The sequence below is a fragment of the Arthrobacter sp. NPDC056691 genome (assembly GCF_042791415.1).
Taxonomy (GTDB): Bacteria; Actinomycetota; Actinomycetes; order Actinomycetales; family Micrococcaceae; genus Arthrobacter.
In genome coordinates this window covers 1-20,072 of record NZ_JBHTXX010000016.1, presented here as the reverse complement: position 1 = coordinate 20,072, position 20,072 = coordinate 1, and the positions used below count along the sequence as shown (strand labels likewise).

At 64.3% G+C, this 20,072-nt stretch carries 21 protein-coding genes and 1 pseudogene; 8 read left to right on the top strand and 14 right to left on the bottom strand.

All coding sequences use genetic code 11. The features are described 5' to 3' along the window. Positions 1 to 219: 219 nt before the first annotated feature. Complete coding sequence (locus tag ACFRAU_RS13955) at positions 220 to 714, bottom strand: MarR family winged helix-turn-helix transcriptional regulator (protein WP_378000336.1); 495 nt, start codon at positions 712 to 714, stop codon at positions 220 to 222. Between the two features lie 80 nt (positions 715 to 794). Between ACFRAU_RS13955 and ACFRAU_RS13950 the strand changes: the two genes are divergently transcribed. Then, the gene (locus tag ACFRAU_RS13950; RefSeq protein WP_378000335.1) at positions 795 to 1,367 is read left to right on the top strand and encodes an NADPH-dependent FMN reductase; all 573 of its coding nucleotides are present in this window, start codon (positions 795 to 797) and stop codon (positions 1,365 to 1,367) included. A gap of 350 nt (positions 1,368 to 1,717) precedes the next feature. Here ACFRAU_RS13950 and ACFRAU_RS13945 read toward each other — a convergent pair. Continuing rightward, positions 1,718 to 2,467: pseudogene (locus ACFRAU_RS13945) on the bottom strand (alpha/beta fold hydrolase). A gap of 260 nt (positions 2,468 to 2,727) precedes the next feature. After that, a complete protein-coding gene (locus ACFRAU_RS13940) occupies positions 2,728 to 3,174 on the bottom strand; it encodes a hypothetical protein (RefSeq protein WP_378000334.1) in 447 nt (148 codons plus the stop codon). 57 nt (positions 3,175 to 3,231) lie between these two features. Between ACFRAU_RS13940 and ACFRAU_RS13935 the strand changes: the two genes are divergently transcribed. After that, the gene (locus ACFRAU_RS13935; RefSeq protein WP_378000333.1) at positions 3,232 to 3,900 is read left to right on the top strand and encodes a TetR/AcrR family transcriptional regulator; all 669 of its coding nucleotides are present in this window, start codon (positions 3,232 to 3,234) and stop codon (positions 3,898 to 3,900) included. 3 nt (positions 3,901 to 3,903) lie between these two features. Here ACFRAU_RS13935 and ACFRAU_RS13930 read toward each other — a convergent pair whose 3' ends face one another. The 5 genes from ACFRAU_RS13930 to ACFRAU_RS13910 form a co-directional block, all read right to left on the bottom strand. Next, the gene (locus tag ACFRAU_RS13930) at positions 3,904 to 5,166 is read right to left on the bottom strand and encodes an NAD(P)/FAD-dependent oxidoreductase (RefSeq protein ID WP_378000332.1); all 1,263 of its coding nucleotides are present in this window, start codon (positions 5,164 to 5,166) and stop codon (positions 3,904 to 3,906) included. Next, positions 5,163 to 5,522 (bottom strand): UBP-type zinc finger domain-containing protein, encoded by a 360-nt coding sequence (locus ACFRAU_RS13925; RefSeq protein ID WP_378000331.1) that lies wholly within the window; start codon positions 5,520 to 5,522, stop codon positions 5,163 to 5,165. Before ACFRAU_RS13925 ends, ACFRAU_RS13930 begins: the two co-directional genes overlap by 4 nt. A gap of 531 nt (positions 5,523 to 6,053) precedes the next feature. Beyond that, complete coding sequence (locus tag ACFRAU_RS13920; RefSeq protein WP_378000330.1) at positions 6,054 to 6,902, bottom strand: MBL fold metallo-hydrolase; 849 nt, start codon at positions 6,900 to 6,902, stop codon at positions 6,054 to 6,056. A gap of 1,475 nt (positions 6,903 to 8,377) precedes the next feature. Further along, positions 8,378 to 8,554, bottom strand: a complete 177-nt coding sequence (locus ACFRAU_RS13915) for a CsbD family protein (RefSeq protein WP_378000329.1) — start codon at positions 8,552 to 8,554, stop codon at positions 8,378 to 8,380. A 233-nt stretch (positions 8,555 to 8,787) separates the two neighbouring features. Next, a complete protein-coding gene (locus ACFRAU_RS13910; protein WP_378000328.1) occupies positions 8,788 to 9,102 on the bottom strand; it encodes a MerR family transcriptional regulator in 315 nt (104 codons plus the stop codon). Between the two features lie 139 nt (positions 9,103 to 9,241). Between ACFRAU_RS13910 and ACFRAU_RS13905 the strand changes: the two genes are divergently transcribed. The 5 genes from ACFRAU_RS13905 (at position 9,242) to ACFRAU_RS13885 (ending at position 11,746) form a co-directional block, all read left to right on the top strand. Further along, positions 9,242 to 9,664: an Hsp20/alpha crystallin family protein gene (locus ACFRAU_RS13905; RefSeq protein WP_378000411.1), complete on the top strand. Its 423-nt coding sequence runs from the start codon at positions 9,242 to 9,244 to the stop codon at positions 9,662 to 9,664. 92 nt (positions 9,665 to 9,756) lie between these two features. Then, positions 9,757 to 10,071, top strand: coding sequence for a J domain-containing protein (locus ACFRAU_RS13900; RefSeq protein ID WP_378000327.1), 315 nt, complete (start codon positions 9,757 to 9,759; stop codon positions 10,069 to 10,071). 46 nt (positions 10,072 to 10,117) lie between these two features. Next, entirely contained in the window at positions 10,118 to 10,309 is a 192-nt protein-coding gene (locus ACFRAU_RS13895; RefSeq protein ID WP_378000326.1) for a hypothetical protein, read from the top strand. A gap of 241 nt (positions 10,310 to 10,550) precedes the next feature. Then, the gene (locus tag ACFRAU_RS13890) at positions 10,551 to 10,940 is read left to right on the top strand and encodes a hypothetical protein (RefSeq protein WP_378000325.1); all 390 of its coding nucleotides are present in this window, start codon (positions 10,551 to 10,553) and stop codon (positions 10,938 to 10,940) included. Positions 10,941 to 11,023: 83 nt separating this feature from the next. After that, positions 11,024 to 11,746: a GAF and ANTAR domain-containing protein gene (locus ACFRAU_RS13885; protein ID WP_378000324.1), complete on the top strand. Its 723-nt coding sequence runs from the start codon at positions 11,024 to 11,026 to the stop codon at positions 11,744 to 11,746. A gap of 419 nt (positions 11,747 to 12,165) precedes the next feature. Here the strand turns inward: ACFRAU_RS13885 and ACFRAU_RS13880 are convergent, their stop codons facing one another. The 6 genes from ACFRAU_RS13880 to ACFRAU_RS13855 all read right to left on the bottom strand — a co-directional run bounded on the left by ACFRAU_RS13880 (position 12,166) and on the right by ACFRAU_RS13855 (position 18,866). Then, the gene (locus tag ACFRAU_RS13880) at positions 12,166 to 13,494 is read right to left on the bottom strand and encodes an MFS transporter (protein ID WP_378000323.1); all 1,329 of its coding nucleotides are present in this window, start codon (positions 13,492 to 13,494) and stop codon (positions 12,166 to 12,168) included. Between the two features lie 100 nt (positions 13,495 to 13,594). Next, positions 13,595 to 13,975 carry a RidA family protein gene (locus ACFRAU_RS13875; RefSeq protein WP_378000322.1) on the bottom strand — a complete coding sequence of 127 codons (381 nt, stop codon included), beginning with the start codon at positions 13,973 to 13,975 and terminating at the stop codon, positions 13,595 to 13,597. Then, entirely contained in the window at positions 13,972 to 14,712 is a 741-nt protein-coding gene (locus ACFRAU_RS13870) for a hypothetical protein (protein ID WP_378000321.1), read from the bottom strand. The genes ACFRAU_RS13875 and ACFRAU_RS13870 overlap by 4 nt, the downstream gene beginning before the upstream one ends. Continuing rightward, complete coding sequence (locus ACFRAU_RS13865; protein ID WP_378000320.1) at positions 14,705 to 15,697, bottom strand: membrane dipeptidase; 993 nt, start codon at positions 15,695 to 15,697, stop codon at positions 14,705 to 14,707. The genes ACFRAU_RS13870 and ACFRAU_RS13865 overlap by 8 nt, the downstream gene beginning before the upstream one ends. Continuing rightward, a complete protein-coding gene (locus ACFRAU_RS13860; RefSeq protein ID WP_378000319.1) occupies positions 15,697 to 17,412 on the bottom strand; it encodes a hypothetical protein in 1,716 nt (571 codons plus the stop codon). The genes ACFRAU_RS13865 and ACFRAU_RS13860 overlap by 1 nt, the downstream gene beginning before the upstream one ends. Positions 17,413 to 17,414: 2 nt before the next feature. Next, on the bottom strand, positions 17,415 to 18,866 hold the full coding sequence (locus ACFRAU_RS13855) for an aldehyde dehydrogenase family protein (RefSeq protein WP_378000318.1): 1,452 nt from the start codon (positions 18,864 to 18,866) through the stop codon (positions 17,415 to 17,417). Positions 18,867 to 18,993: 127 nt separating this feature from the next. On the opposite strand from ACFRAU_RS13855, the gene ACFRAU_RS13850 reads away from it, so the two are divergent. Then, on the top strand, positions 18,994 to 19,893 hold the full coding sequence (locus ACFRAU_RS13850) for a LysR family transcriptional regulator (RefSeq protein ID WP_378000317.1): 900 nt from the start codon (positions 18,994 to 18,996) through the stop codon (positions 19,891 to 19,893). Positions 19,894 to 20,072 lie beyond the last annotated feature (179 nt).

The following is a 20,072-nucleotide window of genomic DNA, read 5'->3' as shown; positions in this document are numbered from 1 at the left end:
CCCTCTCTTGCCATTCCGGCGGTGTGAGTTCCGGCCGCAGCACCAACTCTGCGTCAGCTATCCGTTATTGCCTTGGAACGGCCACTACCGCGTCATGGTCCAGCGCCGCATTTCGTTCCTTAATTATCCCGCGTTCGGCTGTTCGCCCATTCGATCGCGGGGCCGGCGTCGAGGCGTTCCCGGAGTTTTACGGTGGACACGGGCGGCGGGCGTCTCAGTTCAGTCCCGCGGCTCGGCAGTTTGGTGATCAGCGGCGAATTGCTCGAAGGCGGCGGTGATGGCTGGGAGGTCAATGGAGTCCAGGTGGTTGAATACGTGGCGGCGGACGCTCGCCAGATGTGCGGGCCAGGCCTCGCGCAGGCGCTGGAGACCGGCGTCGGTGAGCACAGCATTGAAGCCCCGGGCGTCTGTCGCGCACCGCTCCCGCCGCACCAGGCCTTGGCCCTCCAGCCGGCTGACGATCCGGGTCATGCCGCTGAGCGAGAGCGAAGAGGTGGTGGCCAGATCACTCATCCGCAGCCGCCGGTCGGAGGCCTCGGACAGGTGCATCAGCGCGGCATACTCGCTCATGGACATGTTCTGCTCGCGCAGCAGGTCGGCGTCGAAGGCCCGCGGGACGGTGATGATGGCCCGCCCCAGGGCGCGCATGAATGCTTCTTCCGCCGCGCTCAGCGGAACGGGAGGTTCAGGCGGCTGGTCTTTCACACTCACCATAATACTTGCTTGACAAAGCAACCGGGTGGGAGTTTGCTTGACGTAGCAAATAAATACTGGCTGTAGACAGGAGGATAGACATGACCAGGATCGGGATTATCCTCGGGAGCACCCGCCCCAACCGTAACGGCGAACAGGTGGCCCGCTGGGTACTGGACGTCGCCTCGCGCCGCGCGGACGCCGGATTCGAACTGATCGACCTGCGCGACCACCCGCTCCCGCATCTGGACGAACCGATGCCGCCATCATTCGGCCAGTACCAGCATGAGCACACCAGGCGGTGGGCGGAAACAATTGCCGCTTTCGACGGGTTCATCATCGTCACCCCGGAGTACAACCACGGCATACCCGGCGTGCTCAAAAACGCCCTTGACTACCTGTACGCCGAATGGAACAACAAGGCCATCGGTTTCGTGTCCTACGGCGCGGCAGGGGGAGCCCGCGCGGTCGAGCACCTGCGCCAGGTCGCGGCCGAACTCCAGATGGCCGACGTCCGCCAGCAGGTGGTGCTCTCGCTGATCACGGAGTTTGAAAACTTCCGTGTTTTCCGCCCCGGCGACTACAACCTTGGAGCACTGACCACGATGCTCGACCAGGTCATCGCCTGGAGCTCGGCACTCGCACCGCTGCGGGCGACCCTAAAAGCTGCCTGAGGCACACCGCTCTTTGGTCGTGATTCGCGTCCCTACCCGGCGGAGTTCAGGCACCACCTCCCGTATTCCGGGCCACTGCATTTCCTCTCGGCCCACGGGCCGGTCCGACGAGTTCGGCAGTATCTATGTGTTTCGGGTCGAAGAGGTGGAGCGCCCGGTACCCTCGGACGGTCAGGTCCTCGTGCGCGTGAACGAGGCCGGCATTAACTTCAGTGCGGCGGTCATCCGCACCGGAGCACTCGCGGAGCTTTTCCCGACGTCGTTCATTGTGACGACGTTCATTGTTCCGTATCAGAGGTTGACGGTGTAGCGATCACCGAGGGAGAACGTCCCGGCGTCCGCGGCCGTGGTCATGCGTGGCCCTCCACGTCCAGGAAGGACAACACGTCGCGAGCGAATTCCTCGTGGTGCTGGAACAGGAATCCGTGCGCAGCATCTGGGTAGATCTTCAGCTTCGCGCCCGGGATCAGGCCAGCGAGCAAATATGAGTAGTGCGGCAGGATCATCTGGTCGCTGTCCCCGTTCGCGATAAGCACGGGTGTGCGGACAGCCGCGAGCCGCTCGAGCGCTGCGTGGTTGGGGATTCCCCACTCACAGACAGCGGCGTATTGGTGGTTGCGCGTCGCCCACGTCGTCTGGGCATCCCGGTCCTCCGTGCGCGCATACATGCGGCCGAGAGCCTGCATGCCGGCGGTCTTGCTTGTTTCCGAAGGGGCGACGAACACTTCGACCTACTCCTCGGGCGTCGTGTTCGGAGTTCCGACACCACCAATCACGTCAGGCGCCCACCCGTGCATCCCTGCAGCGCCGCGCGGTGCGGAGCTGGCCAGGACAACTCGGCCCAGACAGTCGGGAACGGTGAGGAGGATCTCTTGAGCTAGGAAGCTGCCGATCGAAAATCCCAGCACGTCCAAGTGGTCCAACCCCATCGCCTCGATGAACGCGAGGGCGTCCCCCGCCATCTCGGCGATGGTCGAAGGGGTAACGCCATCGGATCCGCCCACGCCGGCGTTGTCAAACGCAATCACCCGCCGTCCATTGGCGAGGGCGTCGGCGAGGGCGGGATCCCAGTTGCCCAGGTTGCGGCGGAAGTGCTGCAGCAGGAGCAGAGGGCCGCCGGCTGGGCGCCAACCTCACGGTAGGCGAACGTCCGGCCGTCGGCGAGCGTGACTTTCAAGTTCGGGGCGTCTCCGTATCCCATGGTGTTCCTCGATTGGGTTCGGTTCTGATCAAGGATCTACGGAATCACCGATGAGGGCACCCCGGTTGAGTTCGAAGGCGAGCGGGTCCGCCGCGGTGCGCCTGCCGATGCCCGCCCTGCGGTCGGTGCCAGCGGCGACGCGCGAACCTCCTCACCGTATTAGGCGTCTCCGGCTGCTTTGGCTTGCAGCGAGGCGATCTCGGAACGCGCCGCGGTGACGAGCTCCTCATTCGTCTGCGCGTGCCCCCAAAGGCCCCAGCCGCCGGCCGTCGCCTCGGTCAGCAGCACCCAAGTGCGCTCACGCAGCGCCTCGTTCCTGGACGCTGCGACCACGAGGTCGGTGAGCTGCGCGACCACGGCGAGCTGCTTGTCGCGGTCCAGGGCGCCGGCGTTGGTGATCACCTGCACGCGGACATGGTCGCTCGCGCCCTCTGCGTCGGCGATGTTGGATGCCGGCAGCTCGTGCACGAACCCGGCGGTGTTCTGCCTGAACATCGGGATGTCGGGCACGGCCTCGGCGGTCTTGACGATGATGGCCGCGTCCTGGGCGACCTGGTGCGGGTCGGCGAACGTTCCGGCCGCTGCGTAGATGTCAATCATCGGCATGGTGAAGCTCCTTTGGGTTCCCCAGGGGCCGGTGCGGTCCCCCTGCCAGTATTCACTATGCCATCCCTCATATTCAAGAGGGCGCTGCATCGTCCTGACTCTTCCGGTATGATGCTGAACATAAACATAGCGGAGGCCCGGCCGGAGCTAGGAGGTGCCCGATTGGCTCGCGACACACGCGAAAAGATGATCGAGGGAGCGGTGGAGCTCCTCGCCACAAAGGGTCTCCACGGGACGTCGCTGGGGGATGTGATCGACGCGACGGGCGCACCGCGTGGATCCATCTACCATCACTTTCCTGGCGGAAAGGACGAGCTGATCGCCGCCGCGGTGGACGCGACCGGAGACGAGTACGTGCGGTGGATGGAGAAGTTCGTCGGCGCGTCGCCCGATATGGTCGCTGGCGGATTCCTGCAGTTCTGGCGGCACACGCTGTTGCGTTCGGACATGAAGGCAGGGTGCCCAGTGCTCGCCGTAACGGTGTCGACCGATGTTGAGGACCTCATCGATCATGCCCGGGATGTCTTTCGCAACTCGCGCGCCAAGCTCGCGGAGCTGATGGCGGCCGCTGGTGTTGAGGAGGAGGCCGCTGCGCGGTTCGCGACGATCGCCGTAGCTGGAGCGGAGGGTGCAGTCGTGCTGGCGCGCGCGGAGCGGAGCATCACGCCGTTCGACGAAGTCGCGGATAACCTCGTGTCCCAGGTCGCAGCGTTGCCGCGAGCCTGATCGCTATTCACCGGCGAGGAAGCGGTGCACGTAACTGACAGCGAGAGCGCCTTCGCCGACCGCCGATGCTACGCGTTTGATCGATCCGTGCCGGACGTCGCCGACCGCGAAGAACCCGGGAATGCTGGTCTCGAGGGAGAAGGGGCGACGCTCGCGTGTCCAGACGCCGTCGAGCATCTGGTCGGTGAGGTCGGGTCCAGTCAGCAGCAGACCGTGGTTGTCGCGGGCGAGGCCCGTGCCGGCTGCCCATTCCGTGTTGGCATCTCCGCCGATGCAGATGAACACGCGGGTGGCGAACAGGGAGTTGTCGTCCCCCGCGTCGGTTCGGGTCTCCACCCCGGTGATCCGTTCGTCGCCGAGCAGTCGGGTGACCTGGGTGTTCGGCAGGATGGTGACCGCCGGATGGTAGGTAAGCCGGTCCACGAGGTAGGCGGACATGTTCTTTGACAGTGACGGGCTGCGTACGAGGACGGTGACCGACGCGGCGTACCGAGCGAGATTCATCGCCGCCTGTCCCGCAGAGTTCGCGCCGCCAACGACGACTACGTGTTCGCCGGCGCATTGGGGCGCTTCCCCGGCGCCGGCACCATAGTAGAGCCCGGCGCCGAAGAATTGTTCCTCCTCGTCGAGGCCAAGCCGCCGCCATCGGACTCCGGTGGCGCAGATGTTGGCCCGTGAGGTCATCAGCGACCCGTCGGACAGGGCGACACGCAAGTGTCCGTCGACCACGCCGCCGTCGCCACCTTCACGCATGAGCAGCAGCTCGGCACCGAACTTCACCGCCTGCTGTCGTGCGCGTTCGGCAAGCTCGGCTCCTGGGATCCCCTGTGGGAAGCCGAGGTAGTTCTCGATGAGACTGCTCGAGCCCGCTTGTCCGCCCACCGCGTCACGTTCGATCACCGCGACCCGCACGCCCTCGGACGCCGCGTAGACCGCAGCGGACAGCCCGGCAGGCCCGGCGCCGTAGATCGACAAGTCGTAGACACGGGCCGACGCCTCGGCGACCCAGCCCAGACGACGGGCAAGCGTCGTCGGGTCTGGCGCCTCAAGCAGGTCCCCGTCCGGGAGTATGACGACCGGAAACCGGAGCGCGGACAACGGCCGCCCCAGAGCGCGGATGCTCCCGTCGTCGTCAACGAGTTCCGTCCACAAATACTGGGCGACTGTGCGGCTCAGGAAGTCGCGCAACACATAAGCGGCCGGGTCCATCCCGCGCCCATACATGCGCAGAATGCCGGCACCCGGGGCCGGAGGGACGATGCTCATCGCCGGTACGCCAGCTGGCTCCGCCAATCCGCGGGTACCCGACCCGCGGGGCCAGGGACGGTCTGGGACAGCGGGTGATGGGCCGGGGGCGGAAGCGGTATTCCGGCGACCGGCTTTTCGTCCCGGTAGTCCCAGAACCAGTCCTCCCCGGGCTCGAAACTGCGGATGTACCGGTGCCCAGTGGCCTCGAAGTGCCGACGTGCGTGCTGTTCAAGAGAGTCGTCGCAGCAGCCGATGTGCCCGCACTGAACGCACCGGCGCAGATGGAACCACCACCCGCCGGTCTCATCGCACTCGACGCAACCTGTACCGGAGGGAGGGGGTGCCGGGAACCGGCGTAGTGCTTCGTCGACCATGCGTCTATTCTATGAGGATCCACATACAACTTGGTGTTGTCAGGAGGAAATTGTGACCGGATCCTGCACAACCTGAGCCGTGAGCTTGTCTGTGCCAGTCCACGGCACTCCACCTCTCCGGCGGACGCTGCGCCAGCGCGCAACATCGCCGCGTTCACCGGGTTGCTGTAGTGGCGGGCTGACAGAGGCCGCATGGACCCGAACGCGGACCTCCCCTAGCTCCCGGCTTAGGCGAAGGGATCTGGTACCCCCGAAGAACGTTTGGGCCTCCGAACGAAGTCATGCCGATGACCCGCATGTCACCAACTTCCGCTCCGCGTGGTCCTCCCACGCCGTTGAGATCGGATGTCGCCGGCATCGCACTCCACCCTTGCTTGGTCCTTATCGGCCTAGTGACGCAACGCACCACAGTTGAGCTTGCAAGCACTCGCTTCGTTCGCCGCTCAGCCTTAGTGGCCGCCACGAGTGCAAACGCCTCCGCTTGCCTTCACGATCACACTGCGACCTGTTGATGTCGCACAGCGCCGGTCTCTAAGACATCAACGTGTAGGCAGCGAGCCAGAGCGTGTACGGGTTTCCGAACTCCGGGTATGCGGCCTCCATCCGGGCGACGAGTTCCTGAGGAGTCGTGCTGGCTGCCAAAGCGGCTTCAAAGTCGAGGATGTACTGGCGCGACTCGTCGATCTGTCGATTCGCGTCATCGTCCGGGGCCTGCGGGTGGCGGTGCCCGGCAATCAGAGTCGTCGCCCCGATCGTCTGCACGGCGTCGAGCGCCCGCAGCCATTCGGCTCTCGATTCAGGCGTCGACTGGTACATCCACATGTGCACCCGGTTGTAGACGACGTCTCCCGGCACAGCGAGACCCAGCTCGGGTACAAACACCACGCTTGAATGGACGGTGTCGCTTCCACCGACGGGCACCAGTTGCGCAGAGGCGTCGCCAATCCCGATCTCGGTGCCCACGAGCGGGTCGGGGATCACAGGCCGGTCGGTGAGCTGACCGGGAAAGAAGCTGCCCCAGACCTCGAGGAAAGCGTGGTCCGTCTGACCTCGCATGTCCTCGATGGAGTCTGCCAGGGCGACCGCTCGCGCGTCCGGGTACGCATCCAGGATCGCCGGCAGGCCCAGCAAGTGGTCGCCGTGAGGGTGCGTGATGTACACGTTCGTCAGCGGGCCGCTGTGGCCCTTGACCCAGCTGGCGAGGCGGCCCGCCTCGGGCAGAGTGATCAGCGTGTCGACGAGGAGCCCTCCACGATCGTCCCAGATATAGGTGGACGTGGAGGGCGGCCACGTAGCGGAACCGTGTGCTTCCTCGAACCCCGGGATCTGGCTCGGGATCGGCTTCGGGTCCACCTGGAAGAAGTCGAATTGCAGTGACATCGCGGCCTCCGATCGGGTTATGTCGATCACCATAGCCCCATACCACACGTCACCACAAGGCACGCATATTCGGCCGATCACCATGCGAGAAGTGGTAAGCAAGGCCGGTGCCGGAACGTGCAATATCGTCGTGTCGTTTGTGTCGGTGCAACCAACCTCGAGCGCCTCCAACACGTGTCCTTCCAAGTGGATGCGGTTCTTGTGCAAGGGTGCCGCTTCCACCTGCGCCGCTGGAATCTGTCCTGGAAAGAGCCGATCCAGGTCCGGCACGCCGCGACCTGACGGAGCATCAGCTTGATCGTTCCCGGAGTCGCTACAACTCGGGCGCCGAAAGCGAGATGCGATCTTGTCGGCTGCGAACCAGTGGTCGCCGTGCTCATCGGTGACATAGATGTGCGTCGTCAGATTTCCGCCACTGCTCTCGATCCAGTACTGCACCTGACGGACCTGGTCCCTTGTGAACGGAGGATCTACAAGAAAAGTGTCTGCCGCTCCGTAGATGAGGACGCTGGACTGCGGCGCCCACATGAAGCGGTCACCGTTTGGAACCCGCGCCCTTGACATCTTGCGAGATGAGCTCACCAATGAAGACCACGCATCCAAGCCCGTCATCCAGGATCTTCCCCACGAACTCGCGGCTGCTTGCGGTCATGGCTGCTGCAGGTCCACCTGCGGACCATGACTACCCAGTGCTCGATGTGCCAGTTCTTCTGCTCGACATGTGCGCCGTCGTTCTTGTTCCCGGACCTGGACCTGGTGAAGGTCAATTTCTCCTGCTCACACCAGCGGAAGAGCTCCCAGTTGATGAACTCCGAACCGTTGTCCGAGTCGATTCCCAGAATAGGAAACTGGAACGCGGCGGTGGCATCTTTGATCGCCGCTGAGACCCATTTCTTGGGCCTTGTTCCGCACCGACCGGGTCTCCGTCCAACCGGTCGCGATGTCATTGATATCAAGGGTGAAGCAGAACTCGCCCTGTTTATTGCGCCCTCGTGGCCGACCAGATCGATCTCCACGAACCCGGGCACCGCATCATCCCACTCGGCCCAGGTCCTCACGGGGATGGAGTCTTTCAGCAGCGTTCCGGGCTTGGTGTGGGACCGGCCACGGGGCTCCAGTTTCGCCCGGTCGGCTTTGAGCCGGCGGTCGATGGTCGCCGATGCCTGCGTTCACTCATCGAAAGCTCCATGGCTCACAATGCCGACGCGGCAAACACCACCCCGGCGGACACGCCGCTACGCGGGCATTCTCAATTGATTCTTCGAATACCGCTACGCGGGCATCTTCCATGAGTCAACGCGGGCCCTTCCGTGATGATTGTTGAACGCCTGTGAGGATTCAGTCAACCTGGGCACCGAGGAATGGCTTGCCGTGAGGTTCGGCAGCTTAAGGCGAAGCCTTGTTCAGAGTCTTACTCATCCGGGGAAAGCGAAGGGCGCACCCCGTCGCTGGGTGCGCCCTTCGTTTCCGCCTGGTCAGTCCTTCTTGAAAGCGTCCTTGACCTTCTCGCCCGCCTGCTTCAGGTCGCCTTTGGCCTGGTCGGCGTGGCCTTCGGCCCGCAGGCTCTCATCTCCGGTGGCAGCACCTGCAGCTTCCTTGCCCTTGCCCCCGGCCTTCTCGGCCGCGTTCTCAATCTTGTCGCCCAGTCCCATGGTGTTTCCTCCTCTGGTTGGTAGCCGTTCGCATTCGGCTGCAGATATCATAAGCATGCTTAGCAATGTGTTTTCAAGTACGCGGACGGATGCCCTACAGTCAGGACGGTCAGTTGGAACTGTTCAGCCTGCCCGGACGGGAATCCTGGAAGGTAACCGGAAACTGCAGGCCTGTCCTAGAGGCGGATGCGTTCCACCGCCCCGCTCGGCGGAGCAGGCTCTAAGCCGCAGTGTCACTCGGCGTCGTCGGGGGGCGGCGTGCGGGCGCGGGCACGCCGCAGCTGGCGCCGGAGGCGGGCGTTGTCCAGCTCCAGTTCCAGCACCTTTGCGACGCCGGCCAGGTTGAGTCCTTCGTCCAGGAGCTCGGCAATGCGGCGCAGGACGGCAAGGTCGGATTCGCTGTACTGGCGGGTGCCGCCGCCGGTCCTTTCCGGGGTCAGCAGGCCGCGGCGCTCGTAGAGCCGGATGTTTTGCTGGCCCGTTCCCACGAGCTCCGCGACCACCGAGATGGCGTACAGCCCCCGCCTGGTGCTGTCCCGGTTGGCCATGTGCTTCTCCCGTCCAAAATCTCTCAATATTCCCTTGCATCAGTTTGTCACGTGGTGCTATAAAAAATCTATATCCACCGCCATAGATAACCGGTGGTGGATAGCCCTAAAAACCAGATGCTGAAGGGAGTGGGAAATGATGCTAATCCGTACTGACCCGTTCCGTGAGCTGGACCGGCTCACCCAGCAGGTCTTCGGAACAGCGGCCCGTCCCGCGGCCATGCCGATGGACGCATGGCAGGAAGACGGGGAATTTGTGGTGGCGTTTGACCTGCCGGGGGTTTCGCCTGACGCCGTGGACCTGAACGTTGAAAGGAACGTCCTCACGGTCCGGGCGGAGCGCCGGGACGCCACCCAGCCCAACGTGGAGCTGGTGGTTTCCGAGCGGCCGCGCGGCGTCTTCAGCCGCCAGCTTATCCTTGGCGACACCCTTGACACGGACCAGATCAAGGCCAGCTACGACCTTGGCGTGCTGACACTGCGGATCCCGGTCGCCGAGCAGGCAAAGCCGCGGAAGATCGAGATCGAAAGCAAGGGCCAGCTGCACCAGATCGAGACGTAGCGGCCGGTGTGCCGGCGGGGGCGGTCTTCGGGTAACGCCGCCCCTGCCGCGGCCACGGCAACCACCACTGCAAACTGCAACAGGCTTCAGTAATGACCAGCAGCCCCGCTCCGGACTACTATGCCGCGCTGCATGTTTCCCGGGCAGCGTCGCAGGAGGAGATAGCCCGCGCCTACCGGGCGTTGATGCGCCGTCACCACCCGGATGTCGCGGGCGGTGATGCGGTCCCGGACGAACTGCAGCTCATCATGGAGGCCTTCGCTGTGCTGCGGGACCCGAAGCGCCGCGCCGCCCACGACCGTGGGGCAGTCCGGCAACCGCACAACGTTCCCGTCCACGTGACCCGGCGCCCGGAACCGCCACTTCGCGTCACCCCCGTCCGGTGGGAGAGCGGACCGTGGGCGTGAAGCCCGGCCTGATGATCAGAGGAGAACCACACGATGAGCGACTGGCGTGACCGCTGCGATTCAACGCCTGATCCCGGCGTTGCGGGAGAGGTTCGAGCAGTGCCAGGGCAAGGGCACAGAGCCGTTTGTGGACCCCGAAGCCCATGAGGATCCACTGCGCCGTGCGCAGTGGACCACTCCCACCACCGGCGCCACCCTCGCGGTGGTGCCCATCTGCTCCCGCGACGAGAACATCTGACGGACCTTGCGGAATGAAGCGTTCGTCAAAGTCGCGGGCTCTGCCGAGGATTCCGGTTCGGCCCGCCAGCGCTAGTGGACCAGCTCAATGGGGTTGGCGGTTCACACGGGCGTCCCTGCGATAGTGCTGCGGTGTCTGACCGCGTCCACAAGGCCGATCCGTCACTCACTTTGCCACGTGCGGTGAACCAAAGCCCTAAGATCCAAAGCCCTAAGATACGAATGGAAGGTGACAGAAGGAAATGAGTGACTGGCGCCGCTACGACTCCCACCTTTTCCCCGCGTTTTACAAACGCTTCGAGCAGCGCTGGGGGAAGGGCACGGCACCGTTCCTGGACCCGGAATCCCACGAGCAGCCACTGCCCCGAGCACAGTGGGTCAACCCCGGCACCGGGGCGGCTCTGGCCGTCGTTCCCATCTGGACCGAAGACGACCAGCAGCACCGCTCTTTCGGAGTGTTTTACCTGCCGCCCTCCGGTGACATCTGGGTGCTAAGGCCAGGCTTCACCGGCTACCTGGAACCGGCCGTCGGCGACATGGAGCACCTGATCACCCTCCGCAACGACGCGTTTAAGAAAGCCATCGCACACGCCAGGGAATTCCTCTTCGGCCCGGGGGGCGTGGCTTCGTAAAACCGGGCACTCCTGGGCGCTAGAAATGTTTGGCTGCCTGGTAAGGACCACGGTCCTTGCCGAGGCGTCGGGAAAGGATCACCGTGGACGAACATGCAGCGGTCCGGCAACTTCAGGACATCCTGATCGGGACCGAAGGCGTTGAGGATTTTCTGGATGGCCTCGCGGGGCTTGCCGCGGCCACCCTAAGCGACATGGCCGGGACCGCGGTCGAATGCGCAGTAACACTGAAGCACCAAGAACAAACGATCAACGTCGCCGGCAACAGCCCCCGGGCACGACAACTGGACCAGCTCCAAAAGCACGCGGACGATGGCCCCTGCCCCCGGGCGCTGCAGACCATGGAACCCCAGCTGCTCCACGACGCACGGACCGATGCGCGCTGGCCGGACTACCGGAAGCAACTCCTCGAACACGCCGTCAACACAACACTCGCCTTTCCACTGAACATTGGTGATGATGCCGGCGCTGCACTGAACTTCTTCGGACCCGAGCCGCGGACGTTCACCCCCGAACTGGTCCGGAAGGCCACAGCTTTTGGAGAGCTGGCCAGCAGTGCGCTGCACCTGTCGGCAAGAATCGGCGCCGCCCAGACCCGGGCCCGGAACCTGGAGGTGGCCATGAGGAGCCGGACCGCGATCGACATCGCCTGCGGGGTCATCATGGCCCAGAACGGATGCTCGCAGAAAGAGGCCGTGGGCATCCTGACCAAAGTCTCCAGCAATCGCAACCACAAATTGCGCGACGTCGCCGCCGAGCTGGTCACAAAACTGTCAGGAACCGACGTGCAGACCCACTTTGACTAACAGCCGCAGCGGACAGTGCAACGACCCACATACGCATGGCACGGAAGGGCGCCGGTGAGGGCCTGGTGATTCATCTGAGAAACGCAGAGCGTGGACGCAATAACCGCCAGAAGCGCCGCCCGCAACAGCTGGTCCCACCCCCTTGCTTGACGCCGATAAGCGGGTTCGGTCAAGCTGTGTGAGCTTCGGACATCAAGTTAGCCTGTACGTCTACGTCAAGTCCACGTCATGCTCCGGGTGATTGCAGTTTCGGCGCTCCGAGAGCCTCGGAGGCTGCTGGTGCGTCACCGAGGAGAAAGCCATGCGGTCTTGGCAACCGCTTCTTGCCACAGTCAGTGCGGATAGCGCACCATGTGCATAGCGGGAGCAGCACGTCCGGAAAAGACGGCTGCTCCCGCTTCGCTTGGTCGGTGGTGGTGTTAGGCGTGGAGGGCGGCTGCTTCTTCGAGGTTCTGGCCCTTGGTTTCGGGGGCCATGAATATGCTGACGGCTGCGCCGAGCAGTGCGATTCCAGCGGCGATCCACATGGTGCCGGAGAGCCCGAGGTGGGTCAGGGCGAGGGGGGTGGCGAAGGTGCCGATGGCGGCGCCGATGCGGCTTGTCCCTGTGCAGAGTCCTACGGCGGTTGCCCGGACTTTGGTGGGGAATAGCTCGTTAGGGTAGATCCATTCCAGGATCGAGGGGCCGCCGTTGAAGATTGCGTAGAAGGCGAAGGCGAGGGCGATCAGGGCCAGGGGTGCGTTCGGGAAGACGGCGAGGAAGACCAGACCTATACCGGAGAGGATGAAGCCCCAGATCAGGACGGGCCGGCGGCCTAGTTTGTCTACGACGAGGAGGGCGACGATGTTGCCGACGAGAAAGAACAGGTTGATCAGGCCGTAGCCGATGTAGGCTTCGTCGCCGGACTGGAGGTTGAACAGGGCCAGGATCTGGGGCCCGAAGGCGTAAATGGAGAACAGGGTGACGATGGTGCAGGTCCAGAAGATGGAGATGAAGACGACCCGGTTGAGGTAGCCGCCGGTCAGAACCAGTTTGAACGCTTTGGCGGTGCTGAGCTTGGCGGCGTTCGGGTCGTGGGCGGTGATGCCGTCCAGCGTGGCGCCGTCGCCGATGGTTTTCCTCAGAATTTCCAGTGCCTCGTTATGACGGCCTTTGCCGACGAGCCAGTGGGGGGATTCGGGGATGGTGGCCCGGGCGATGAGGATCAGGACTGCGGGCACGGCGGAGGACAGCAGCATCCAGCGCCATCCGTCTTCCAGTGAGAGGAGCCAGTAACCGACGAACGCGGCGACGGTGGCGCCGACGAACCACATGGCGTTCAGGCCGCCCAGCAGCCGTGCTCGCCAGTTCTTGGGGACGAATTCAGCGACGAGGGCGGTCGCGATGGGGTAGTCGGCGCCGACGGCAATGCCGATGAGCAGCCGCAGGAGGAAAAGCTGCCATGGTTCCTGGACGAAGAACTGGGCGACGGAGAACACGATGATGGCCATGAGGTCGATCGTGTACATGAGTTTGCGGCCGATTTTGTCGGTGATGTTGCCGAAAATGAGTCCGCCGAGGAAGACGCCCACCAGGGCGGAGGCGCCGATGAGGCCGTTCCACCAGTCGTTCATCTGCCATGCCGGGATGATTTGGACCAGGGCGATGCCGATGATGGCCAGGATGTATCCGTCGAGGAATGGGCCGCCTGAGCTGAAGAGGGTGAGGCGTTTGTGGAAGGAGTTCAGCGGGGCTGAGTCGATGGTCATTTGAGTTGATGGTGCTGGCGCTTGGGAAAGCATGATGGTTCCGATCTGGGAGGAGGGAAAGCGACGTTGGTAACCCAACAGATCCGTGGCCGGGGTGCGGTCAGGCTGCTACGGCTGCGACTGCATCGATCTCGATGCGTTTTTCGCCTCTGAATCGGGCCACCTGCACGGTGGTCCTGGGAGGCAGGGGGTGTCCGCTGAGCCTGGTGAGGTAGGCGGCGTTGTAGGCATCAAATTCGTCAAGGTCGGCCAGGAAGACGGTGAGTTTGAGCAGGTGGGAGAGGCTGGATCCTGCGTCCTTAAGGGCGGCTTCGAGGTTGTCGAAGGCCTGTGTTACCTGGCCGGCGATGTCGGCATCGACGGTGCCGTCTTCGCGGGCCGGTATTTGCCCGCACAGGTAGATGATGCCGCCGGTTGTGGCGGAGGCGGAGTAGGACCGGGGCTTGCCGTCGGTGAACTGGGTCCGGGCAATGGTGTTCATGCGTCCGGCACCAGGTATTTCCGGGACATCTGGTACATGTTCTGCCAGTCTTTCTCACGCATGTTCAGTGCTTTGGGCGGGATGTTGGTTGTTTCCGGACTTGTGTGGACCGGTTCGGGCAACACCACGACGACGGTGCCGTGCTCCATGGTTTGTGGGATGAGGGCGGCGGCCGCCTCCGGCGCCAGGATCGGCGTGGCCGAAAGCACCCCGTCCCGGACCGTGAGGTAATTGGTGGTGTCCTCGGGTCCGGGTGCCGCGCCGGCATGGGTGGTGGCGATGATGATTCGGCGGCCCAGCGTGGCGGTGCGTCTGAGCACCAGGTCGTTCCAGAGAAGTGACGGGATGCGGGCCTGCGATGTGCGGGTCACGGACACCTCACCGTCCGGGGCGTCTGCGGCGAGGTCAAGGAGTTGCAGCGCGGTCCTCAGAGCAGGTTGGCCGGCGCAGGCGAGCTCGCGCAGGGTGCCGCCCACCCAGGACGCGTCCTTGGCAGCTGTCGGCCGGGCGGCGGTTGTCCAGTCTGCGTTGAGCAGATCTTCGAGGAGCCGGAGACCGGCGTGTGCTTCGGCTTCGGCGCGGAGGACTGCGAGGGCTCCTTCCTGGGCTTCGAGGGGGTCCGCGCCGGCGGCGCAGAGGGACCGGGAGGCAGCTTCCTTGATTTCGCGGGGCTGGACGGCAATGATGCGTGCCGTCTGCTGCCCGCCGGGGGCCGGGCCGGTGATGGTGTCAGACATGCGCGTGTTCCTTTGTTGTGTCCATGACTTCTGTGAACAGCCGGGCCCAGTTGCCGCCCATCACAGCTGTGATGGTGTGCTCGGTGAGGCCTGCCGCGGCGAGGCCGTCGGTGAGCCGGGGGAAGTCCAGCGGGCCGGTGAACCAGTCCGGCCACAGCGGCCAGGCCGGTGCGTGCTGTGGATCGGTCGGTTGCCAGCGGCCGTTGCGGAGCCAGCCGACGAATCCCTGGTCCCAGCCGCGGGTGCAGTCGCTGCCGATCCCGACGCTCGTGGGACCGTATTGGTCCGCCATGCGGGCAACCATCGTGCAGAAACTCTCGATGGTGACGTGTTCACCGCCGCTGACGGTGGGGTACAGGCAGCAGCCGATGACGCCCCCGCGGTCCACGAGGGGCTGGATGACGTCGTGGGGTTTGTTCCGCGGTGTGTCAAAGAACCAGAGCGGGTTGGAGTGCGTGACGGAGACCGGAACCGAGGAAGCCTCGATGGCGTCGCGGCTGGTCCGGTAACCGACATGGGAGAGATCGATGAGCATGCCGACCCGGTTCATCTCTTCCACGATCACCCGCCCGTAGCGTGTCAGGCCTGCGTCATCGGCTTCGAAGCAGCCGCTGCCGATCAGGTTCTGGTTGTTGTAGGTCAGCTGGGCGATCCGCACCCCGAGCCGGTGAAAGAGTTCAACGTAGCGGTAGTCGTCTTCGAAGGGGCTGGCGTTCTGGAACCCCAGGAACACGGCAATCCTGTTTTGTTCTTTCGCGGTTTCGATGTCCGCACCGGTTGAGGCGAGGAACACCAGGTCCGGGTTGCGGTTGGCGAGTTCCAGCCACTGGCCGACGGACCGGAAGGTATCTGCGGCGTTTTCCCAGACAGCGCAGGTCGCGTTGACCGCGCTGACACCACCGGTGCGCAATTCTTCCAGGACCGGACGGCTCCAGTTACTGATCTGCAGACCGTCCACGACGGTCAGCTGCTCGTGCAGGCTCATTATTCCGGACCCGTCGGCGCCGTGGGGAACAGCCAGTCGTCATCGTCCATTCCGTGGTTGATGTCCTCCGCACGTGGGGCACCGCTGAACAAGGTCACCCGCAGCCAGTCCGTTGACTGCGGACTGAAGTTATTCATGCCGTAACTGGCCAGCTGAAAGCGCTGGGTGCTCAGAGGCAGGAATTCCCCGTCGATGAGGTTGTCCTGCAGCTCCCCGTACAGATAGTGCCGTGTCTGCTGGACCCGGGCCGCAGCGAAGCGGTGCCCCGGGTGTACCAGAAGGAAGTCCGCGATACTGCGGTGTGGCGGGAACTGCCCGAGGTCGGCGGCGAGGGCATTGACCCGCCGGGCGATATCTGTGCAGTGCTCCGCCGTGCCCGCGGGCCGGGTTACGCGCAGTGCACGTCGGGGTTCTTCGTTGGCTGCGGAAGAAAACCAGTAATACCGCGTTCTCTCCGGATCGGTGAAATCGTAGCCGCGGGCCCAGGCGTAGTTGGTCTCCAGCAGCCCCTTCAGTTCCCGGCAGGGCATAGCCGGCTCGAACGGTGCGGCGCCGTCGACTCTGAGCAGGGACTCGGCGGCCTCATCGAAGTCGGCACGGAGTTCAATGACGATGGAGGCAAAGATCCCCCGGGCCTCAGCACTGAGGCCTGCGGCCTTCTCGTGCAGGCGTGCCAGCACCGGCGCTGGTTCGGTAGCAGAAGCCTGGTGGGAACGCAGATCCTCCAGAAGCTGCTGGAGCTGGGTCCGGACCGTATCGGTAGCCAGGAAGGGGGTGGTGTGGAGTGCGTGTTTCTCCTCGAGGTGGCGGTCCGCCTTGGCGAGGAGCTCCGCAACGCGGGCAACGTCCGGATGATCCGGTGCGTAGTCCCGGCCGAGTCCGGCGGCGAGTGGAATCTCCCGCAGCCGGCACCAGGCGTCAAGATAGTCCGGGTGGTTGATCACGAACGGGACCATGCCCAGCCCGGTGGCGTTGCCGAGTCCAAGGTAACGGCTCCACGCCGCATCCAGCGGGACCGCTTTCGTCCCGGCTGCCGCGGCTTTGGCGCGGGCAACGTGTTCAACCATGTCCATGCTCAGTTCCCGCAGCAGCCACGCGGTGAGCATCTGGGACCGGTACGGCACGGCCAGCGGGTGGTCGGCGGCGATGTCCGTGAATTCCTTCAGCCCGAATTTTCCGTTGCCGTAAAACGCGGTGCTGCGGATCAGGTACGGGCTGGGGCCGATGGCGCCGACGTCGGGCTGGGACCCGGAGGCCAGGCAGTCGCTGACGTAGTCGAAGAAGCGTGCGCTGCGGTTCGCCCGGGTCAGGATGATGGTGTCCGGATCGACGCGGCCGCGTTCCTGGACGGGGACGTTGAGCCGCAGCTCAGCTTCGCGCTCGGGAGTGAGGGACCCTTCGATGAGGGCCGCAGTGACGTCCCAGGCGTCGGCGATGACCCTGTCGGTGCGTTCGCTTTCTTCCAGAGTGCGGCAGAAAGCGACGAACGTCAGTTGCCGGCCTTCGGCGTCCACGGTGTAGACGGCGGTGCCCCGGGCGGCAGGGTCGAGCTCCATGCGGGTCCTGGCCACGGACCATCCCCGGGCTGCGGCACGGCGGAGCATGCTGCGGGCGAAGCTGTGCCGGGTAGCCCAGGCACCGTTCATATCGCCGCTGGAGAGTACTTCTTCCGGCGCCCGGAGCTGGTTTGAGGTTCGTTCATCCTGAAGTGTCATGATCACGCCTTCTCGGGTGCCAGGCGGAGGTAGGCGGTCTTTTCGTGGGTGAAGAACGCAGCTGCGGCGGCACTGTTCTGTTCCCGGGGACCGGCGAAGGTTGAGTCCTTCATTCCGCCGAAGGGGGCATGAAGTTCGGACCCGGTCGAGGGCGCATTGACCTTGACGAGGCCGGCGTCCAAATAAGTGACGCACTGCCGGGCAGCGCGCTCATCGCTCGTGAAGACCGCGGCAGTAAGGCCGAACTCCGTATTGTTCGCCAACGTGATGGCTTCACCGAGGGTGGCAGCACGAAGAATCGTGACAACGGGACCGAAGACCTCTTCGCGGCAGATCGTCATCGATTCCGGCCCGGTCAGCACGGTGGGCCGGACGTAGTGACCCCCTGTAGCCGGGGCAGGGGCCTGGGCGAGAACTTCCGCGCCTTCGGTGATGGCCAGGTCAATCGCAGCGTTGATTTCATCGCGGGCAGAGGCGGAAACCACGGGGCCGACCTGCACCGACGGGTCTGTGCCGGGGCCCACGATAAGAGCAGAGACTTTCTCCTTCACCGTTGCCAGGAATTCCTCGTGCCCGTCGCCGACCAGGATGATCCGCCTGGTGGCTGTGCACTTCTGGCCCGTGGACCCCATCGCGGCGTTGACGGCGCTGGCTGCGGCCAGTTCGACGTCCGCGTCGGGCAGGACAAGAGTAGCGTTGTGTCCGCCCAGTTCCATCTGCAGTTTCGCGCCGCGCCCGCAGACAATCCCGCGGATATGGTGCCCAACAGGGGCGGATCCGGTAAAGGTCACGCCCGCGACGGACGGATGGGAAACGAGTTCGGAACCCAGCGGACCCGGCCCAAGGAGAAGGTTCGCCACACCTGCCGGAATACCGGCGTCGGCCAGGATGTCCATCAGCAGGACCGATACTCCAGGGGTGTGGCTTGCGGACTTCCAGACCACCGTGTTGCCGTGCAGCAGCGCCGGTGCGATCTTCCAGGCGGGGATCTGCAGCGGGAAATTCCACGGCGTGATCACACCGACGATGCCCAGCGGGCGCCGCACGGTGAGGATCCGCTCATCGGGGTGGCTGGAGGGATATTCCGTGCCGACCGGGTTCCGCGCCGAACCCGCGTGGTAGTCGAACGTGTCCGCGGAGGCGTCAACTTCCATCCTGGACTCGGCCAGAGTTTTACCGTGTTCGGCCGTCATGACGCGGGCTATCTCGTCGCGGCGTTCCCGGATCAATGCAGCTGCAGCCGACAGGATGCGGCCCCGGGACAGAATCCCCAGCCGGTCCCACGCCGTCGTCGCTGCAGTAGCCGCCTGGATCGCCTGGGTCAGCTCCGCGGACCCGGCCCGGTGATAGGTAGTGACAGCTTCGTTCGGTGCCGCCGGGTTGAACCGGGACGTCGTGTCCCCGGTCCCTTCAACCCAGCTTCCGTTGATGAAGCTGCTGGCGGGCTTGGTCATGACGGGCATTCTTGAACCTCTTGTGTTGGTTGATCTGTGGCTGTCCTCACGATCAACGGTAGACCCGCAGGGTCATCCACTGAAGTATCTATTTGACCGGTATCAATATGCGTTTAGTCTTGGTCGTATGAACCTTCGTCGTCTGGAGCTTTTCGTCGCAGTGGCCGAAGAGCTGCACTTCAACCGGGCCGCCGAGAGGCTGCACATGGCCCAGCCGCCCCTAAGCCAGCAGATCCGCAAACTCGAAGAGGAATGCAAGACACAACTGTTCGTGCGGAACTCCCGCAACGTCCAGCTCACCGCCGACGGTGAACTGCTCCTCAAACACGCCAGGAAACTCCTCACCCAATACGGCACTATGGCCGCAGCCCTCCGGCAGGCCCGAGACGGCGAAATCGGCAAGCTGCGTCTCGGTTTCGTCTCGTCGGCAGCCATTTCAGCCCTTCCACCGGTGGTTCGGGTGCTCCGGTCCCAATGGCCCGGCATTGACCTTGAACTCCGCGAGGAAACCACCGACGCCCAAATCGACCTCATCACCGCCGGAGCCCTCGACGTGGGCATCGCACGGGAAGTGCGGGCCGTAGCGGGCCTCAGTTCCACGCTTCTGCAAAACGAACGTCTCGTGCTGGCAGTCGCCACAGGCCATCCCTTCGCGTCCCGCAGTGCAGTCGCATTAAGAGACCTGAAGGGGGAGCGATTCATTGCCTTCCCAAGGGACAGGATTTCGCGGCTTTTTGACCACATCGCCGCGCTGCTTCACGCCGCCGACGTCGAATTCGATCTCGCCCAGGAAGCCGTCCAGTTCCCAACCATCCTGGGGTTAGTGGCCGCCCGGTTGGGCATCGCGGTTGTCCCCGAATCCCTCCGCGCCTACACCATCCCGGGCCTCGCCTACCTGGACATCCAGGACGCCAGGGCGGTCTCCCGCGTCAGCCTGATTTGCAGCAATGATATGAGCGACTCGCCTCTGGTTTCGAAAGTCAGGGAAGCGTGTCGACAGACTATCGGAGTCCTTGAACCGGCATAGCCGGGGGGGCGGCCACCGTGCGCCCGCCCGCGACTGGCCGGCGCTCTGGCCGCAAACAATAATGCCGAAACCGCATGACCCCCTCGCTGAGCGCAACTGATCTCAGCATCGTCGACGGAGAGCTCCGGATGGTCGGAGCGGGTGAGAAATCGTCCTAAACACCGACAGGACGTTGTCGC

Bases quoted from the DNA above. Each gene is read 5' to 3' on its own strand.
- ACFRAU_RS13955 (WP_378000336.1), bottom strand. From the start codon at position 714: ATGGTGAGTGTGAAAGACCAGCCGCCTGAACCTCCCGTTCCGCTGAGC.
- ACFRAU_RS13950 (WP_378000335.1), top strand. From the start codon at position 795: ATGACCAGGATCGGGATTATCCTCGGGAGCACCCGCCCCAACCGTAAC.
- ACFRAU_RS13940 (WP_378000334.1), bottom strand. From the start codon at position 3,174: ATGCCGATGATTGACATCTACGCAGCGGCCGGAACGTTCGCCGACCCG.
- ACFRAU_RS13935 (WP_378000333.1), top strand. From the start codon at position 3,232: ATGCCATCCCTCATATTCAAGAGGGCGCTGCATCGTCCTGACTCTTCC.
- ACFRAU_RS13930 (WP_378000332.1), bottom strand. From the start codon at position 5,166: ATGAGCATCGTCCCTCCGGCCCCGGGTGCCGGCATTCTGCGCATGTAT.
- ACFRAU_RS13925 (WP_378000331.1), bottom strand. From the start codon at position 5,522: ATGGTCGACGAAGCACTACGCCGGTTCCCGGCACCCCCTCCCTCCGGT.
- ACFRAU_RS13920 (WP_378000330.1), bottom strand. From the start codon at position 6,902: ATGTCACTGCAATTCGACTTCTTCCAGGTGGACCCGAAGCCGATCCCG.
- ACFRAU_RS13915 (WP_378000329.1), bottom strand. From the start codon at position 8,554: ATGGGACTGGGCGACAAGATTGAGAACGCGGCCGAGAAGGCCGGGGGC.
- ACFRAU_RS13910 (WP_378000328.1), bottom strand. From the start codon at position 9,102: ATGGCCAACCGGGACAGCACCAGGCGGGGGCTGTACGCCATCTCGGTG.
- ACFRAU_RS13905 (WP_378000411.1), top strand. From the start codon at position 9,242: ATGCTAATCCGTACTGACCCGTTCCGTGAGCTGGACCGGCTCACCCAG.
- ACFRAU_RS13900 (WP_378000327.1), top strand. From the start codon at position 9,757: ATGACCAGCAGCCCCGCTCCGGACTACTATGCCGCGCTGCATGTTTCC.
- ACFRAU_RS13890 (WP_378000325.1), top strand. From the start codon at position 10,551: ATGAGTGACTGGCGCCGCTACGACTCCCACCTTTTCCCCGCGTTTTAC.
- ACFRAU_RS13880 (WP_378000323.1), bottom strand. From the start codon at position 13,494: ATGACCATCGACTCAGCCCCGCTGAACTCCTTCCACAAACGCCTCACC.
- ACFRAU_RS13875 (WP_378000322.1), bottom strand. From the start codon at position 13,975: ATGAACACCATTGCCCGGACCCAGTTCACCGACGGCAAGCCCCGGTCC.
- ACFRAU_RS13870 (WP_378000321.1), bottom strand. From the start codon at position 14,712: ATGTCTGACACCATCACCGGCCCGGCCCCCGGCGGGCAGCAGACGGCA.
- ACFRAU_RS13865 (WP_378000320.1), bottom strand. From the start codon at position 15,697: ATGAGCCTGCACGAGCAGCTGACCGTCGTGGACGGTCTGCAGATCAGT.
- ACFRAU_RS13860 (WP_378000319.1), bottom strand. From the start codon at position 17,412: ATGACACTTCAGGATGAACGAACCTCAAACCAGCTCCGGGCGCCGGAA.
- ACFRAU_RS13855 (WP_378000318.1), bottom strand. From the start codon at position 18,866: ATGACCAAGCCCGCCAGCAGCTTCATCAACGGAAGCTGGGTTGAAGGG.
- ACFRAU_RS13850 (WP_378000317.1), top strand. From the start codon at position 18,994: ATGAACCTTCGTCGTCTGGAGCTTTTCGTCGCAGTGGCCGAAGAGCTG.